Source organism: Bradyrhizobium sp. SZCCHNR1017 (assembly GCF_032381375.1).
In the GTDB taxonomy this organism is placed as follows: Bacteria; Pseudomonadota; Alphaproteobacteria; order Rhizobiales; family Xanthobacteraceae; genus Bradyrhizobium.
Genome location: NZ_JAUHIR010000003.1, coordinates 629,356 through 643,603, shown reverse-complemented (window position 1 = coordinate 643,603; position 14,248 = coordinate 629,356). Strand labels below are relative to the sequence as shown.

Sequence of the window (14,248 nt, the reverse complement as noted above, 5' to 3'; positions counted from 1 at the left end):
TTCCGTTCCGTTTCTTGGAATTGGGCACAATTCCGCCACGACTGTTTCGCGATGTGCGGCGCGACGAAACATTTCCGCAGGCGCACGAAACCATTTTCCTGTTTTCGTGCAGACGTCCCGAAACGGGCACTCCTTAACAATCCATCCCGTCGAAACGCCGCAAGGGGGCGGCGGAACGGGAGAGTGCCATGCAGAACGTCGTTGCCATCAATTCCGCAGCCAGCCAGGGCATCATCGCCGCCCAGGCGACCACGGACGGCATGCTCCTGGAGAGCATTGCCGATGGCGATCGCACCGCGATGCACACGCTTTATGCGCGTCACAATGTGCGGGTCTATCGCTTCATCCTGCGCATCGTCCGCGACACCACGATCGCCGAGGACCTCGTCAGCCAGGTGTTCCTGGACGTCTGGCGCACCGCCAAGCAGTTCGAGGGCCGCTCGCAGGTCTCGACCTGGCTGCTGTCGATCGCCCGCTTCAAGGCGCTGACCGCGCTGCGCCAGCGCCGCTTCGAGGACATCGACCAGGACGAGGTGCGCGAGATCGCCGACGACTCCGACACCCCGGAGACCTCGCTCGAGCGCTCCACCACCAGCGCCATCCTGCGCGCCTGCGTCGCCAAGCTGTCGCCGGCGCATCGCGAGATCATCACCCTGATCTACTACCATGAGAAGTCGGTGGAGGAGGTCGGGCAGATCATCGGCATTCCGCAGAGCACGGTGAAGACGCGCATGTTCTATGCCCGCAAGCACCTGGCCGAGCTGCTGCGCGGTGCCGGCGTCCACAGCCTCGCCGCCTGACCAAGCTTCATTCTCGTCGGGGCTGCGGTCCCGGCGGGTTCCAAAGACGACGACGCACGAAAATCGCCGAACGAAACAATTGAAACAATCGGCGAAATCACCTGGAAAATTTCCGCCGCTAGAACATTATCCATCAGCCGAGCCTCAGTCCCCCAGCTGATCTCGGTTTGGAGCGAGCAAATTCAAGGTTACCTCCACCTTCCAAGGTTGCTCCGAAGACCCGGCGGATGCCCCCGCCGGGTCTTCGTCGTTTGGGACCGCTCACGCCGCCAATAGGGCGATTTGACCATTTGATATCGCGCGTTGCCGGTGCAATCTTCCGTCATGGGGCGGTGCTACAAGCCCCACGGCAATGACGGGCGGTGCTGATGTTCGGTTTGGATGCGGTTGAGCTGGCGCGCGCGCAGTTCGCCTTCACGGTCACCTTCCACATCATCTTCCCCGCCTTTTCGATCGGGCTCGCGTCCTACCTCGCCGTGCTCGAGGCGCTGTGGCTGTGGACCGGCCGCGACGTCTATCTCAACGTCTTCAATTACTGGCTCAAGATCTTCGCCATCGCGTTTGCCATGGGTGTCGTCTCCGGCATCGTGATGTCCTACCAGTTCGGCACCAACTGGTCGGTCTATTCCGACAAGGTCGGACCGGTGATCGGACCACTGATGGCCTATGAGGTGCTGACGGCGTTCTTCCTCGAAGCCGGCTTCCTCGGCGTCATGCTGTTCGGCCTGAAGCGCGTCGGCCCGAAGCTGCATTTCCTGGCCACCTTGATGGTCGCCGTGGGCACGCTGATCTCGGCATTCTGGATTCTCTCGGCCAATTCCTGGATGCAGACGCCGGCGGGCTATGCCGTCAACGCCGACGGCCAGTTCGTCTCGGTCGACTGGCTCGCAGTCATCTTCAATCCGTCGTTCCCCTACCGCCTCGTGCACATGGTGCTGGCAGCGTATCTCACCACCTCGCTGGTGGTCGGCGCAGTCGGCGCCTGGCATCTGCTGCGCAATCCGCATCTGCCGGGCCCGCGCGTGATGTTCTCGATGGCGATGCGGATGGTGGCGCTGGTGGCGCCGCTGCAGATCCTGGTCGGCGATCAGCACGGCCTCAACACGCTCGAACACCAGCCGGTGAAGATCATGGCCATGGAAGGCCATTTCGAGAGCCACAAGGACGGCGCGCCGCTGTACCTGTTCGGCTGGCCGGACCAGGCCAAGGGCGAACTGAAATGGGCGCTCGGCATTCCTAAGTTTGGCTCGCTGATCCTGAAACACCAGATCGACGCACCGATGGCCGGCCTCGACACCGTGCCGCGGCAGGACTGGCCGCCGGTGCCGATCACCTTCTGGTCGTTCCGCATCATGGTCGGCCTGGGCCTGCTGATGCTGGCGCTCGGCCTGTTCAGCCTGTGGGAGCGCTGGCGCGGGCGGCTGTACATCAATCGCGGCCTGCACCGCTTCGCGATTGCGATGGGACCTGCGGGATTCATGGCCGTCATGGCCGGCTGGATCACCACCGAGACCGGCCGGCAGCCGTTCACCGTATACGGGCTGCTGCGCACGACCGATTCCGTTTCGCCGCTCGCGGCCCCGGCCGTGGGTGCCTCGCTGATCGCCTTCATCATCGTGTATTTCATCATCTTCGCTGCCGGCGTGCTGTACATCCTGCGCCTGATGGCCGAGCCGCCGCATCCCGGCGAGCCGGGCCCGAGCAGCGAGCAGCCGGTCCGCACCGCCGGCATCACGCCGGCCGCCGGCGTCGTGCAGGGAGTGGTCGGATCATGAGCGTCGCCATCGATCTCGCCACCCTCTGGGCCTTCATCATCGCGCTCGCCGTGTTCATCTACGTCGTGATGGACGGCTTCGATCTCGGCCTCGGCATCCTCTTCCCGCTGTTTCCAGGCAAGCAGGACCGCGACGTCATCACCAACACCGTGGCGCCGGTGTGGGACGGCAACGAGACCTGGCTGGTGCTCGGCGGCGGTGGCCTGATGGCCGCGTTCCCGCTCGCTTATGCGATCCTGATGCCGGCGCTGTATGCGCCGCTGATCGCGATGCTGGTCGGCCTGATCTTCCGCGGCGTCGCCTTCGAATTCCGCTGGCGCACCCGCGCCACACGCAATCTGTGGGACATCGCCTTTGCCGGCGGGTCATGGGTCGCGGCGCTGGCGCAGGGCATCGCGCTCGGCGCCATCCTGCAGGGCGTGCATGTCGAGGGCCGGCACTATGCCGGCGGCTGGTGGGACTGGCTGACGCCGTTCAGCCTCCTCACCGGCGTCTCGCTCGTGGTCGGCTACGCGCTGCTCGGCGCAACCTGGCTGATCCTGAAGACAGAGGGCGACCTGCGCGACAAGGCCTATCGCATCAGCTGGGTCCTGCTGTTCGCGATGCTGCTCGCCATTGCCGCCGTCAGTCTGTGGACGCCGCTGCTCACGATCCAATATTCGGACCGCTGGTTCAGGTGGCCGGCGATCATTCTCACAGCGCCGGTGCCGCTCGCCGTCGTCGGCGTCACCGTGCTGATGATGAAGAACCTCGCCCAGAGGCACGATAGCTGGCCGTTCTTTCTCGCGCTCGCGCTGTTCTTCCTCTCCTACGCGGGTCTCGGCATCAGCATGTATCCCTACGTCGTGCCGCAGAGCATCACGATCTGGCAGGCGGCAGCACCCGAACGCAGCCAACTGATCATGCTGCCCGGCGTGCTGGTGCTGGTGCCGCTGATCCTCGGCTACACCGGCTGGGCCTATTGGGTGTTTCGCGGCAAGGTCGGGCACGACAGCGGCTATCACTGATGCGCGCTCCCGAGCCCGCGTCCCTCGCGAAGCGCCTCGCCTGGTTCGTTGCGCTCTGGCTCGCCGGCGTGGCGACCGTCGGCGCGGTGGCCTTCCTGCTGCGGCTCTGGATGAAGCTCGGATGACAACGGGTGCGCCCTGCGCTCACCTTGACTTTGCTGCGAATATGCTCCTGAAATTTGACGGGTGGATTTGATCGGGCAAGCTTCGCAGGGGTCCGTTGAGGAGAGCTTTGAATGCCGAGTTTCCGTCGCCTGCTTTGTGCGGCCAGCGCCATCATCGCGCTGGCGCTGTCCACATCGCATAGTTTTGCCCAGTCCGAGGACCCCGGCGATCAGCCCGGTCTCGTCGCCGATGACGGCTACGAGCTCGATCCCGAATGGCGCAAGCAGGTGGTCTATTTCCGCACCACCGAGCCGCCGGGCACCATCATCGTGTCCACCGCCGAACGCCACCTCTATCTGGTGCAGCCGGGCGGACGTGCCATCCGCTACGGCATCGGCGTCGGCCGTGACGGCTTCCAGTGGCAGGGGCTGCTGTCGATCACCAAGAAGGCCGAGTGGCCGGATTGGACGCCGCCGCCGGAGATGATCCAGCGCCAGCCCTATCTGCCGCGCTTCATGGCCGGCGGCCCCGGCAATCCCTTGGGCGCGCGCGCGATGTATCTGGGCACCACCGTGTACCGCATCCACGGCACCAACCAGCCCTGGACGATCGGCAGCAAGATTTCCTCCGGCTGCTTCCGGCTGGTGAATGCCGATGTCGCCGACCTGTTCGACCGCGTGCCGGTCGGCACCAAGGTCGTGGTGCGGCAGAAGCCGGAACTGTGACGCCGGCGCCCGCCGCCGGACATTCAGCCATCGCTTTGTCCTGACATTTTCTGAAAGAGATTCACCATGCGCACTTTCCGAGGCGGCCTGCTGATCGGGCTCGCCGTCGCCGTCCTCGTCGCGGCGCTCGCCGTCACCTATGAGATGTACGACACCCGCACCTTGAAGCGGACCATCCGCCGCGGCGAGGTGTTGTGCGGCGTCAATGCCGGGCTGCCCGGCTTCTCGATTCCCGACGACAAGGGCAATTGGAGCGGTTTCGACGTCGACTTCTGCCGCGCCGTCGCGGCCGCGATCTTCGACGATCCGAAGAAGGCGAAGTTCGTGCCGCTCGACGCCAACGAGCGCTTCAAGGAGCTGCAGAGCCGCAAGGTCGACATCCTGTCGCGCAACACCACCTGGTCGATGGCGCGCGAGCAGAACTACGACCTGTATTTCCCGGCGGTCGCCTATTACGACGGCCAGGGCTTCATGGTGCCGCGGTCGCGCAAGCTGGAGACCGCGCTCGACCTCAACGGCAGCAAGGTCTGCGTGCAGGATTCCACCACCAACGCGCTCAACCTCGGCGACTATTTCCGCACCAACAACATGAAGTACGAGGAGGTGAAGTTTCCCAAGCTCGACGACGTCATCAAGGCGTATGACAGTGGCAAGTGCGACACCTTCACCGCCGACGTCTCGCAGCTCTACGCGCTGCGTCTGACGCTGTCGAAGCCCGGCGATCACGACATCCTGCCCGACCTGATCTCCAAGGAGCCGCTCGCGCCCGTGGTGCGCCAGCGCGACGACGACTGGATGATGATCGTGAAGTGGACGCTGTACGCGATGATCAATGCCGAGGAGCTCGGCGTCACCTCCAAGAACATCGACGAGGCGCTGAAGTCGAAGAAGCCGGACGTGATGCGGCTGGTCGGCAACGAGGGCAGCTACGGCCAGGACCTCGGCCTGACCAAGGACTGGGCCGCGCGCGTGATCCGCCACGTCGGCAATTACGGCGAGGTCTATGAGCGCAACGTCGGCAGCGAGTCGAAGCTGAAGATCCCGCGCGGCATGAACCAGCTCTGGAACGCCGGCGGCGTCCAGTACGCGCCGCCGATCAGGTAGGACGCCGGTCGGAATTGTCGGCTTCGCTTCGACTGGTCTCACACCTCTCGCGACACGAACGGTGCACCCTCTCCCCTTGTGGGAGAGGGTGCTTTCGATGCGCAGCATCGAAACCGGGTGAGGGGTTGCCACGAACTCAGACCTGCATTTGCCGCACCAGGCCCTTACCCAAGCAAGCTTGGAGTTGGCTTCTGTGTAGCCCTCTCCCACAAGGGGAGAGGCGCATTCATATGCACCGCGAGGGCTGATTTTCCGGTGCTTAGAGCAGAACAAACATCATCATCCCCGCGACGTCTTCCGCGCCCGAGCTCTGCAAATTCTCCACCCTCCGAAAATCGAGGGCGCAGGGAAGGCCAGGTGCCGACTGGCACCTGCGGCCCGCCTGCGTAAAAAAATGCAGGCGGCAGAACCACAGGCTCAGCCGGGACAACCCGGCCTTCCCTGCGCGATGGTGTTAACGCTTATGGCGCGCTCTCCTCGGTGTCCGGCTTGTTAGCCACCGTCGCCGCCCGGGATCATCCCCCGTCGACTTGACGCCAGCATCGGGGCGCCAGGACCACGCGCTTTCACGTCCGCATCGCTATCGTTCGTCGGCGCGATCACTCGCGCTGCGATCCGATGCGTCCATCGCGTCACTGGCCCACGTTTCGTAACGATCGCGAAGCGTCCCTCTTGCGGGCCGTGACGGCGGGGAATGTGCGGCTGATTTGCCCGACGAGACAACGCCCGTCGGGTTGCGACAAAATGGCCCGACGGGCACTGCGGATGCTCCCGCAAAGCAATTAGTCCCGCGGATTCATGGCTCTCGCGCGATCTGCCCGGGAGGCTCGGGGAGCCGCTCACGAGTTCGTGAACTCATTCTCAAATCCAGCCAATCGCAGCGATCGTAACGAGCCTGACCAATCCGGTCGGGTGATGCGCCTCTGCACAACAGGGAGAACAAGGGGGACCAAAATCCCTTTGCGCATCAGCCAACTCATCAGTTCAGTTCACAGGGAAAAACTCGAATGACGCTGGGATTCCGTTCGTTCGTGGCCGGCGCGTTGATGCTGGGCGCGCTCTCCATGTCAGCAGCCGCGGCACGTGCCGCCGATATCGTCGACACCGCCGTCGGCGCCGGTCAGTTCAAGACGCTCGTCGCCGCCGCCAAGGCCGCAGGTGTCGTGCCGGTGCTGAAGAGCAAGGGTCCCTTCACCGTATTCGCACCGACCGACGCGGCGTTCGCCGCGCTGCCGCCGGGCACCGTCGAGGATCTGCTCAAGCCGAAGAACAAGGGCAAGCTCGCCGCGATCCTGAAGTATCACGTGATCCCCGGCGCGGTGAAGGCCGGCGACGTCGCCGGCAAGAAGCTGAGCGTGAAGACGGCGCAAGGCCAGCCGGTGGCCGTCGACGGCACCTTCTTCGGCGTGCAGGTCAACGACGCGCATGTGGTGCAGGCCGACGTCATGGCCTCGAACGGCGTCATCCACGTCATCGACAAGGTGCTGCTGCCACCGGCCAAGACCGCGATGCATCATTGATCGAATGAGAGCGCGCCATCGGTGATGGCGCGCTCTTTTTTTTTGCAAACTCTGCTGTCGCCGTCGATAGTCACTGTCGTACGCCGCGAAGGCGGGGTACCCAGTACGCTGCGGCTTGTCGGTCAATCACAACTCTCTCTGCGTACTGGATCGTCCACCTTCGCGGACGATGACAGCTGAGCGTGGGGAGTCGGCGGGGGCCGACAAGCGGCCTTGCTTAGTACCCCCTGAGCTGAGCCAGCTGCGCTGCGTGATAGTTCGCATCGCCGAGCAGCTCCTCACAGACGCGGGCGCGCTTCATGAAGAAGCCGATGTCGAACTGGTCGGTCATGCCCATGCCGCCATGCATCTGCACGCCCTCCTGCACCGCGCGGGTCGCGGTCGCGCCCGCGCGGGCCTTGGCGACGGCCACGGCGGCCGTCGCGCCGGCGGAATCGGCGTCGAGCGTCTGCAGCGCCTTCAGCACCGCGGCGCGGGTGATCTCGATCTCGATATAGAGCTGCGCGGCACGGTGCTGCAGCGCCTGGAATTCGCCGATCGCCTTGCCGAACTGCTTGCGCTCCTTGAGATAGGCAACGGTGCGGCCGAACACCTCCTCGCTCAGTCCCACCATCTCGGAGGCCACCGCGCCCCGGCCGAGATCGAGTACGACGCTGAGCGTGGCAGCGCCGCCATCGACCTCGCCGAGCACGTGATCCGCGGTGACCTCGACGTTGTCGAGCATGACCCGCGCGGCGTTGTGCGCGTCGACCATGATGGTGCGTTCGATCGCCACGCCCTTGGCCTTGGGATCGACCAGGAACAGCGTGAGGCCATCGCGATCGCCAGGCGAGCCCGCACTGCGCGCGACGACGAGCAGGAGATCAGCGACGTGGCCGTCGACCACCATCGCCTTGGCGCCGTTCAGTTTGAAGCCGTTGCCGGAGCGCACGGCCTGCAGGGCGGTGTGCAAAGGACGATGCTTGGCGCCTTCGTCGAGCGCCAGCGCGGCGAGCAGCGCGCCGCTGGCGATCTTCGGCAGATACTCGGACTTCTGCGCCGCCGAGCCGGCGCGGGCCAGCGCCGAGGCTGACAGCACCGACGTCGCCAGAAACGGCGACGGCATCAAGGTACGGCCGATCTCCTCCATCACGACGCCGGCCTCGACCGCGCCGAGGCCGGAGCCGCCGTGCTCCTCCGGCACGAGCAGTCCGGCAAAGCCCATCTCGGCGAAGGTGGCCCAGAGCTGGCGCGAGAAGCCGGTCGCGTCGCGATCATCGCGCAGCTTGCGTAGGTGCGCGATCGGTGCGTGATCGCTGATGAGGCCGCGCGCGCTGTCGCGCAGCATGGATTGTTCTTCGGTGAGGAGGAGAGGCATGGGAGATCCCGTTGCAACGATGGCAATCAATTTTGGTCTTGTCATTCCGGGATGGCCCGAAGGGCCAGGCCCGGAATCCATACTCACGATCGTGGTTATGGATTCCGGGCTCGCCGCGTCGCGGCGCCCCGGAATGACGGCGTGGGTGCGAACTACGCCCCCGGCAGATCGAGGATGCGCTTGGCGACGATGCCGAGCATGACCTCGGAGGTGCCGCCTTCGATCGAGTTGGCCTTGGTGCGCAGCCAGGCGCGGGGACGCGCGCCTTCGTGGGAGCGCTCACTCTCCCATTCGAGCGCGTCGATGCCGCCGGCCGCCATCAGCAGCTCGTGGCGACGCTTGTTGAGCTCGGTGCCGTAGTACTTCATCGCCGACGAGAACGCCGGATGCCCCTGTCCCGCCTTGGCGAGATCGACCATGCGCTCGGCGGCGGCGGCAAGCGCGGCCTCGTCGACGTCGAAGGTCGCGATGTCCGCACGTAAGAGCGCGTCGTCGAGCCGCCCCTGCGCATCGCTGCCGACGGAATCCGCCGCGACCTGGCCGAGCGGCCGGCTGCCGCCGCGCTCGCCCATGCCGGAAATCATCGCGCGCTCGTGCTGCAGCAGGTACTTCGCAACGTCCCAACCACGGTTGACGGTACCCAGCACGTTCGCCTTGGGCACGCGGACATTGTCGAAGAAGGTCTCGCAGAATGGCGAGCGGCCGGAGATCAGGAGGATCGGCTTGGTCGACACACCCTTCGACGTCATGTCGAACAGGATGAAGCTGATGCCGTCATGCTTCTTCGCCGCCGGATCGGTGCGCACCAGGCAGAAGATCCAGTCGGCGTAGTTGGCATAGGAGGTCCAGATCTTCTGGCCGTTGATGATGTAGTCGTCGCCGTCGCTTTCGGCCCGCGTCTGCAAGGAGGCGAGATCGGAGCCGGCGTTCGGCTCGGAATAGCCCTGGCACCAGCGGATTAGACCGGCGGTGATCTTCGGCAGGTGCTCGCGCTTCTGGTCGTCCGTGCCGTATTTCAGCAGCGCCGGCCCGAGCATTGAGATGCCGAACGAGGTGATCGGCGCGCGCGCCCCGATCGCCGCCATTTCCTGGCGCACGATCTTGGCCTCCTCGCCGTCGAGACCGCCGCCGCCATATTCCCTGGGCCAGTGCGGTACGGTCCAGCCCTTGTCGCGCATGCGCTCGAACCAGACGCGCTGCGGCTCAGAGGAGAATTTTGCATTGCGGCCGCCCCAGAACGTGTCCTCCTCGGAGGTCATCGGCCGGCGCATTTCCGGCGGGCAATTGGCCTCCAGCCAGGCCCTGGTTTCGCGGCGGAATGTGTCGAGATCGGCCATGCCAAGTCCTCACGCGTTTCCATGATTGCTGTCTTTGGAACGACCTAACCTCAGCGCGTCAGGGAATTCAACATCGATGTCGCCGCGGGCGCCCTCGCCTTGCCAGGCGTTCTATGGTCATGATGCCGCCGCGTGAAATACGAGGAAACGAACATGCGCCTGAAACTTCTTTCGCCTGGCGAAATGAGCGCCGACCAGCGCCAGACCTATGACGAGTCGATCACCAGCAAGCGCGGCTCGCCGCCGCCGCCGATGATGGCCTGGCTGAACAGCCCGGAGATGGCGCGGCACGCGACGCGGCTCGGCGCCTTCCTGCGCTACGACACGGTGTTTCCGGCAGCACTCTCGGAGATCGCGATCCTGGTGACGGCGCGGCATTGGACCGCGCATTACGAATGGTACGCGCATAAGCGTCTGGCGCTGGCCGGCGGGCTCGACATCAAGATCATCGAGGACATCCGCGACCGTCGCACGCCGGAATTCTCCGATCCCAAGGCACAGATGATCTACGACGTCGCCAAGTCGCTGCATGAGGGCCATGGACTGACGGATGCGCTCTACAAGGAGGCGATCGCGCTGCTCGGCGAACGCGGCCTGGTCGAGATCATCGGCCTGTGCGGCTACTACACGATGGTGTCGATGACACTGAACGCGTTCGAGTTCGACCTGCCGGAGGGCGAGGTGTCGGAGTTGAAGTGAGAAGCGCGTGAGCTGCGATGCGCCGCTGTCGCCACGATGCCGGTGCACTCCCCTTCCCCTTGCGGGGAGGGGTCGGGGGTGGGGGTCTCCGGGCGCTGCGCGAAGTGAGGTGCGACCTTATCAATCTGCACTGCTATCGGCTCTCAAGGCTGGGCATCCACCGCTCGGCCGAGCGAGAGACTTTGATCCTTGTAATCTGAGAGAGCACGGTTCGTGGACCCCCACCCCCGCCCCCTCCCCGCAAGGGAGAGGGGAGCGCACCGTGGGTGCGGCGCGACCTCGTTACTACTACTACGCCCGTTTTAGTCAGCCCGCCGCTGCCTCGCGCCGCTTCGACGACCACACCAGCGCCAGCACGCACAATCCCAGCAGCACCGGCGGGAACACCACGAGGTTCACCGCCGACCAGCCGAAATTGGCGAGCAGTTGGCCCGAGGAGAACGAGCCCAGCGCCATCAGGCCGAAGATCAGGAAATCGTTGAACGCCTGCACCTTGTTGCGCTCGGCTTGCGTATGCGTCTCCAGCACCAGCGCGGAGGCGCCGACGAAGCTGAAATTCCACCCCACCCCGAGCGCCACCAGCGTGGCCCAGAAATGCATCGCGGTGAGGCCGGACAGACCGATCACCGCTGCGACCGCTTCCAGCGCGAGGCCGACCGCGACGATGACGGGCGCGCCGAAGCGCGCGATCAGCGATCCCGTGAAGAAGCTCGGGCCGTACATCGCGACGATGTGCCATTGCAGGCCGAAATTGGAATCCGACACGGTGAGCCCGCACATCTGCATCGCCAAAGGTGCCGAGGTCATCACCAGGTTCATCACCGGATAGGCGATGGTGCCACACAGGGCAGCTGCGATGAAGCGCGGCTGGCGCACGATCTCGGACAGCGGCCGGCCGCCATGGAGATCGGCAGCTTCAGGCTTCGGCAGATCGACGCCGGCGACGATCCCCATCGCGACCAGCGCGACCGCCGCCTGGACCAGATAGCTGAACGCGAACAGATAGGGTTGCCAGACGTCCATGGTCCATTGCACGAGCTGTGGACCGAGCAGACCGGCGAAGATGCCGCCCGCCATCACCCACGACACCGCCTTGGGCCGGAACGTCGCGCTGGCGCCGTCGGCCGCCGCGAAGCGATAGGATTGCGCGACGGCGCCATAGACGCCGCCGAGGAACGTCGCCAGGCAGAACAGTGCGAACGAGCCGCGCAGAATCGCGAGGCAGCCGAGCACGCCGGTGACGGCGCCGCAGCCGGTACCGATCAGGAAGGCCGCGCGGCGGCCATAGCGGCGCGAGATCGCGCCGGTCGGCAAGGTGCCGGCGGCGAGGCCAACGACGTACATCGAGATCGGCACCGTCGCGAGCCCGATGCTCGGCGCGATGGTAACGCCGACGATCGCACCGGTCGCGAAGATCACGGCCGAGTTCGCGCCGGTCAGCGCCTGGGCGGCCGCGAGCCGCGCCACGTTGCGGCGAGCGCGGGCATCATCGGAGGTGTCTTCGCTCACGGTCAGATCGATCATCTCAGGTATCCGGAGGCGTGGCGCGCACGCTCCCGCCTTGCTGGTTCAGCCGCACTATTGCGGGAAGCGCGCGCCCGAGGCAACGGGCGCGAACGGAGACAAGCCATGCGGCAGCGAACGCGCCACGGAGCGTGATTCGACACTCCCGACCGGCCCGGCTAATCAAGCCGGCGGTATTCTCGCGTCAACGGCGCCCGCGGAGCTTGAGCCATGTCAATCGACGATCGTCCGACCATCGCGGCGCCCGATGACGATCCGTATCTGTGGCTCGAGGAGATCGACGGCGAGCGCGCGCTCGCGTTCGTCGCGGCGCAGAACCAGCGCACGCTCGCCGCGTTCGGCGATGCGGCCTTCGAACGAGACCGCGACACGCTGGCCGCCATCCTGGATCGGCCGGACAACATCCCGTTCGTCAGCCGCCGCGGCGGGCTGCTGTACAATCAATGGAAGGACGCGGCGCATCCGCGCGGCTTGTGGCGGCGCACGACGATGGCGGAGTTCCGCAAGGCGCAACCGCAATGGGAGGACCTGCTCGACATTGACCGACTCGCTGCCGACGAAGGCGAGGACTGGGCGCTGAACGGGGTCTCGAGCCTGCCGCCGGCGCATGAGCGCGCCATCCTGAGCCTGTCGCGGGGCGGCAGCGACGCCGTGGTGCTGCGCGAGTTCGACCTCGCGACGAAGCGCTTCGTGACGGGCGGCTTCACGCTCTCGGAGGCCAAGGGCGGCGCCGCCTGGCTCGATACCGACACCCTGCTGCTGGCGAGCGCGTTCGGCGCGGGCATGGCGACGCCGTCGGGCTACGCGCGGACGGTGCGGCGCTGGCGGCGCGGCCAGCCGGTCGAGCAGGCGGAGGTGATCTTCGCCGCCGAAGGCAGCCAGTCGACATGGGTGCATGTCGGTGTCGATCGCAGCGTCGCGCCGGCGCGGGTGTGGTTTGCCGAGGGCATCGACTTCTTCAACCAATATCTATGGCTCGGTGACGGCGGCGGGGCGCGGACCAGGCTCGACCTGCCGACCGACTGCTGGATGTCAGCGCATGGCGACTGGATGGCCATCAAGCTGCGCCAGCCCTGGACCGTCGGCGAGGTCACCCATCCCGCGGATGTGGTGCTCGGTCTCCGGCTCTCGGCATTCCTTGCCGGGCGCCGCGATTTCATCCGCGTGTTCGAGCCCGCGCCGCGACGCGCGCTGCAGGGCCTGTCCTGGGCCGGCGACCGGCTGGTGCTGTCGATCCTCGACGAGCTCAGGGCAAGGTTCGAGGTGTGGACGCCGTCACCGGGGGAGTGGAGCTGCGAGCGGCTTCCCAGCCTGCCGGAGATCGCGACGGTGGACGTCTGGCGTCTCGACACCGACGAGGCCGAAAGCAACGGCGACCTGCTCGCCAACATCCAGGATCCGCTGACGCCGCCGTCGCTGCTACTGATCGAGGGCTTGGCCGCGCCGATCGTGCTGAAGCAGGCGCCTCGCACCTTCAGCGCCGAGGGGCACGTCGTCACGCGACACGAGGCGATCTCGGTGGATGGCGAGCGTATTCCCTACACCCAGACCGGGCCGGCCGAGCTGACAGGCGACGCGCCGGTGCACATGAGCGCCTATGGCGGCTTCGGTCACACGCTCCGTCCGGCCTACAATGCGGCGCTGGGCAAGCTGTGGCTCGAGCGTGGCGGCACGCTCGTGGAGGCCAACATCCGCGGCGGCGGCGAGTTCGGCACCGCCTGGCACGATGCCGGCCGCTATGCGGGCAAGCGGCTCGCGCATGATGATTTCGCAGCGGTCGCCGCCGACCTCGTCCGCCGCGGCGTCACGGTGCCGAAGCGCATCGCGGCGCAAGGCGGCTCCAATGGCGGCATCCTGATCACCAACATGCTGGTGCGCTACCCCGAGCGCTTCGGCGCATTGTTCTGCACCATCCCGCTGATCGACATGCGCCGCTACACCAAGCTGCTCGCCGGCGCGAGCTGGATCGCCGAATATGGCGATCCCGACAGCGACCAGGATTGGAGCTGGTTGTCGACCTACTCGGCCTATCACACCGCAACGCCCGGCCAGCCCTATCCGCCGGTCCTGATCGCGACCACGCGGCGCGACGACCGCGTCCATCCCGGTCACGCGCGCAAGATGACCGCCAAGCTGCAGGCCATGGGCTACGACGCCTGGTTCTACGAACCCGCCGCCGGTGGCCATGGCTACGGCACCGACAACCGCGAGCGCGCCAGCTTCATCACGTTGGGCACGCGGTTTCTGGCGCGGCATGTCGGACTGGAGGCGAAGTGAGCGACCCATCTTCCGTCA

General features: G+C 65.9%; 12 protein-coding genes. 9 read left to right on the top strand and 3 right to left on the bottom strand.

All coding sequences use genetic code 11. The annotated features are described in order from the left end of the window. The first annotated feature begins 188 nt into the window (after positions 1-188). The 7 genes from QW863_RS11825 to QW863_RS11795 all read left to right on the top strand — a co-directional run bounded on the left by QW863_RS11825 (position 189) and on the right by QW863_RS11795 (position 7,036). A complete protein-coding gene (locus tag QW863_RS11825) occupies positions 189-800 on the top strand; it encodes a sigma-70 family RNA polymerase sigma factor (protein WP_315717099.1) in 612 nt (203 codons plus the stop codon). A 368-nt stretch (positions 801-1,168) separates the two neighbouring features. Continuing rightward, the gene (locus QW863_RS11820) at positions 1,169-2,575 is read left to right on the top strand and encodes a cytochrome ubiquinol oxidase subunit I (RefSeq protein ID WP_315717098.1); all 1,407 of its coding nucleotides are present in this window, start codon (positions 1,169-1,171) and stop codon (positions 2,573-2,575) included. Continuing rightward, complete coding sequence (gene cydB, locus QW863_RS11815) at positions 2,572-3,582, top strand: cytochrome d ubiquinol oxidase subunit II (RefSeq protein WP_315717097.1); 1,011 nt, start codon at positions 2,572-2,574, stop codon at positions 3,580-3,582. Before QW863_RS11820 ends, cydB begins: the two co-directional genes overlap by 4 nt. Next, positions 3,582-3,707 carry a DUF2474 family protein gene (locus QW863_RS11810; protein ID WP_315717096.1) on the top strand — a complete coding sequence of 42 codons (126 nt, stop codon included), beginning with the start codon at positions 3,582-3,584 and terminating at the stop codon, positions 3,705-3,707. The genes cydB and QW863_RS11810 overlap by 1 nt, the downstream gene beginning before the upstream one ends. Positions 3,708-3,818: 111 nt before the next feature. Continuing rightward, positions 3,819-4,412: a L,D-transpeptidase gene (locus tag QW863_RS11805; RefSeq protein WP_315717095.1), complete on the top strand. Its 594-nt coding sequence runs from the start codon at positions 3,819-3,821 to the stop codon at positions 4,410-4,412. A 66-nt stretch (positions 4,413-4,478) separates the two neighbouring features. Then, a complete protein-coding gene (locus QW863_RS11800) occupies positions 4,479-5,516 on the top strand; it encodes an amino acid ABC transporter substrate-binding protein (RefSeq protein WP_315767758.1) in 1,038 nt (345 codons plus the stop codon). Positions 5,517-6,580: 1,064 nt separating this feature from the next. Next, entirely contained in the window at positions 6,581-7,036 is a 456-nt protein-coding gene (locus tag QW863_RS11795) for a fasciclin domain-containing protein (RefSeq protein WP_315717171.1), read from the top strand. 217 nt (positions 7,037-7,253) lie between these two features. Here QW863_RS11795 and QW863_RS11790 read toward each other — a convergent pair whose 3' ends face one another. Beyond that, on the bottom strand, positions 7,254-8,393 hold the full coding sequence (locus tag QW863_RS11790; RefSeq protein WP_315717092.1) for an acyl-CoA dehydrogenase family protein: 1,140 nt from the start codon (positions 8,391-8,393) through the stop codon (positions 7,254-7,256). Between the two features lie 152 nt (positions 8,394-8,545). After that, the gene (locus QW863_RS11785; protein WP_315717091.1) at positions 8,546-9,730 is read right to left on the bottom strand and encodes an acyl-CoA dehydrogenase family protein; all 1,185 of its coding nucleotides are present in this window, start codon (positions 9,728-9,730) and stop codon (positions 8,546-8,548) included. A 153-nt stretch (positions 9,731-9,883) separates the two neighbouring features. Here QW863_RS11785 and QW863_RS11780 point away from each other — a divergent pair, with 153 nt between their 5' ends. After that, on the top strand, positions 9,884-10,429 hold the full coding sequence (locus QW863_RS11780; RefSeq protein ID WP_315717090.1) for a carboxymuconolactone decarboxylase family protein: 546 nt from the start codon (positions 9,884-9,886) through the stop codon (positions 10,427-10,429). A gap of 306 nt (positions 10,430-10,735) precedes the next feature. On the opposite strand, the gene QW863_RS11775 is transcribed toward QW863_RS11780, so the two are convergent. After that, complete coding sequence (locus tag QW863_RS11775; protein WP_315717089.1) at positions 10,736-11,953, bottom strand: MFS transporter; 1,218 nt, start codon at positions 11,951-11,953, stop codon at positions 10,736-10,738. Positions 11,954-12,163: 210 nt separating this feature from the next. Here QW863_RS11775 and QW863_RS11770 point away from each other — a divergent pair, with 210 nt between their 5' ends. Next, positions 12,164-14,230 carry a prolyl oligopeptidase family serine peptidase gene (locus QW863_RS11770; protein ID WP_315717088.1) on the top strand — a complete coding sequence of 689 codons (2,067 nt, stop codon included), beginning with the start codon at positions 12,164-12,166 and terminating at the stop codon, positions 14,228-14,230. Positions 14,231-14,248 lie beyond the last annotated feature (18 nt).

Bases quoted from the DNA above. Each gene is read 5' to 3' on its own strand.
- QW863_RS11790 (WP_315717092.1), bottom strand. From the start codon at position 8,393: ATGCCTCTCCTCCTCACCGAAGAACAATCCATGCTGCGCGACAGCGCG.
- QW863_RS11800 (WP_315767758.1), top strand. From the start codon at position 4,479: ATGCGCACTTTCCGAGGCGGCCTGCTGATCGGGCTCGCCGTCGCCGTC.
- QW863_RS11770 (WP_315717088.1), top strand. From the start codon at position 12,164: ATGTCAATCGACGATCGTCCGACCATCGCGGCGCCCGATGACGATCCG.
- QW863_RS11775 (WP_315717089.1), bottom strand. From the start codon at position 11,953: ATGATCGATCTGACCGTGAGCGAAGACACCTCCGATGATGCCCGCGCT.
- QW863_RS11810 (WP_315717096.1), top strand. From the start codon at position 3,582: ATGCGCGCTCCCGAGCCCGCGTCCCTCGCGAAGCGCCTCGCCTGGTTC.
- QW863_RS11785 (WP_315717091.1), bottom strand. From the start codon at position 9,730: ATGGCCGATCTCGACACATTCCGCCGCGAAACCAGGGCCTGGCTGGAG.
- cydB (WP_315717097.1), top strand. From the start codon at position 2,572: ATGAGCGTCGCCATCGATCTCGCCACCCTCTGGGCCTTCATCATCGCG.
- QW863_RS11795 (WP_315717171.1), top strand. From the start codon at position 6,581: ATGTCAGCAGCCGCGGCACGTGCCGCCGATATCGTCGACACCGCCGTC.
- QW863_RS11805 (WP_315717095.1), top strand. From the start codon at position 3,819: ATGCCGAGTTTCCGTCGCCTGCTTTGTGCGGCCAGCGCCATCATCGCG.
- QW863_RS11825 (WP_315717099.1), top strand. From the start codon at position 189: ATGCAGAACGTCGTTGCCATCAATTCCGCAGCCAGCCAGGGCATCATC.
- QW863_RS11780 (WP_315717090.1), top strand. From the start codon at position 9,884: ATGCGCCTGAAACTTCTTTCGCCTGGCGAAATGAGCGCCGACCAGCGC.
- QW863_RS11820 (WP_315717098.1), top strand. From the start codon at position 1,169: ATGTTCGGTTTGGATGCGGTTGAGCTGGCGCGCGCGCAGTTCGCCTTC.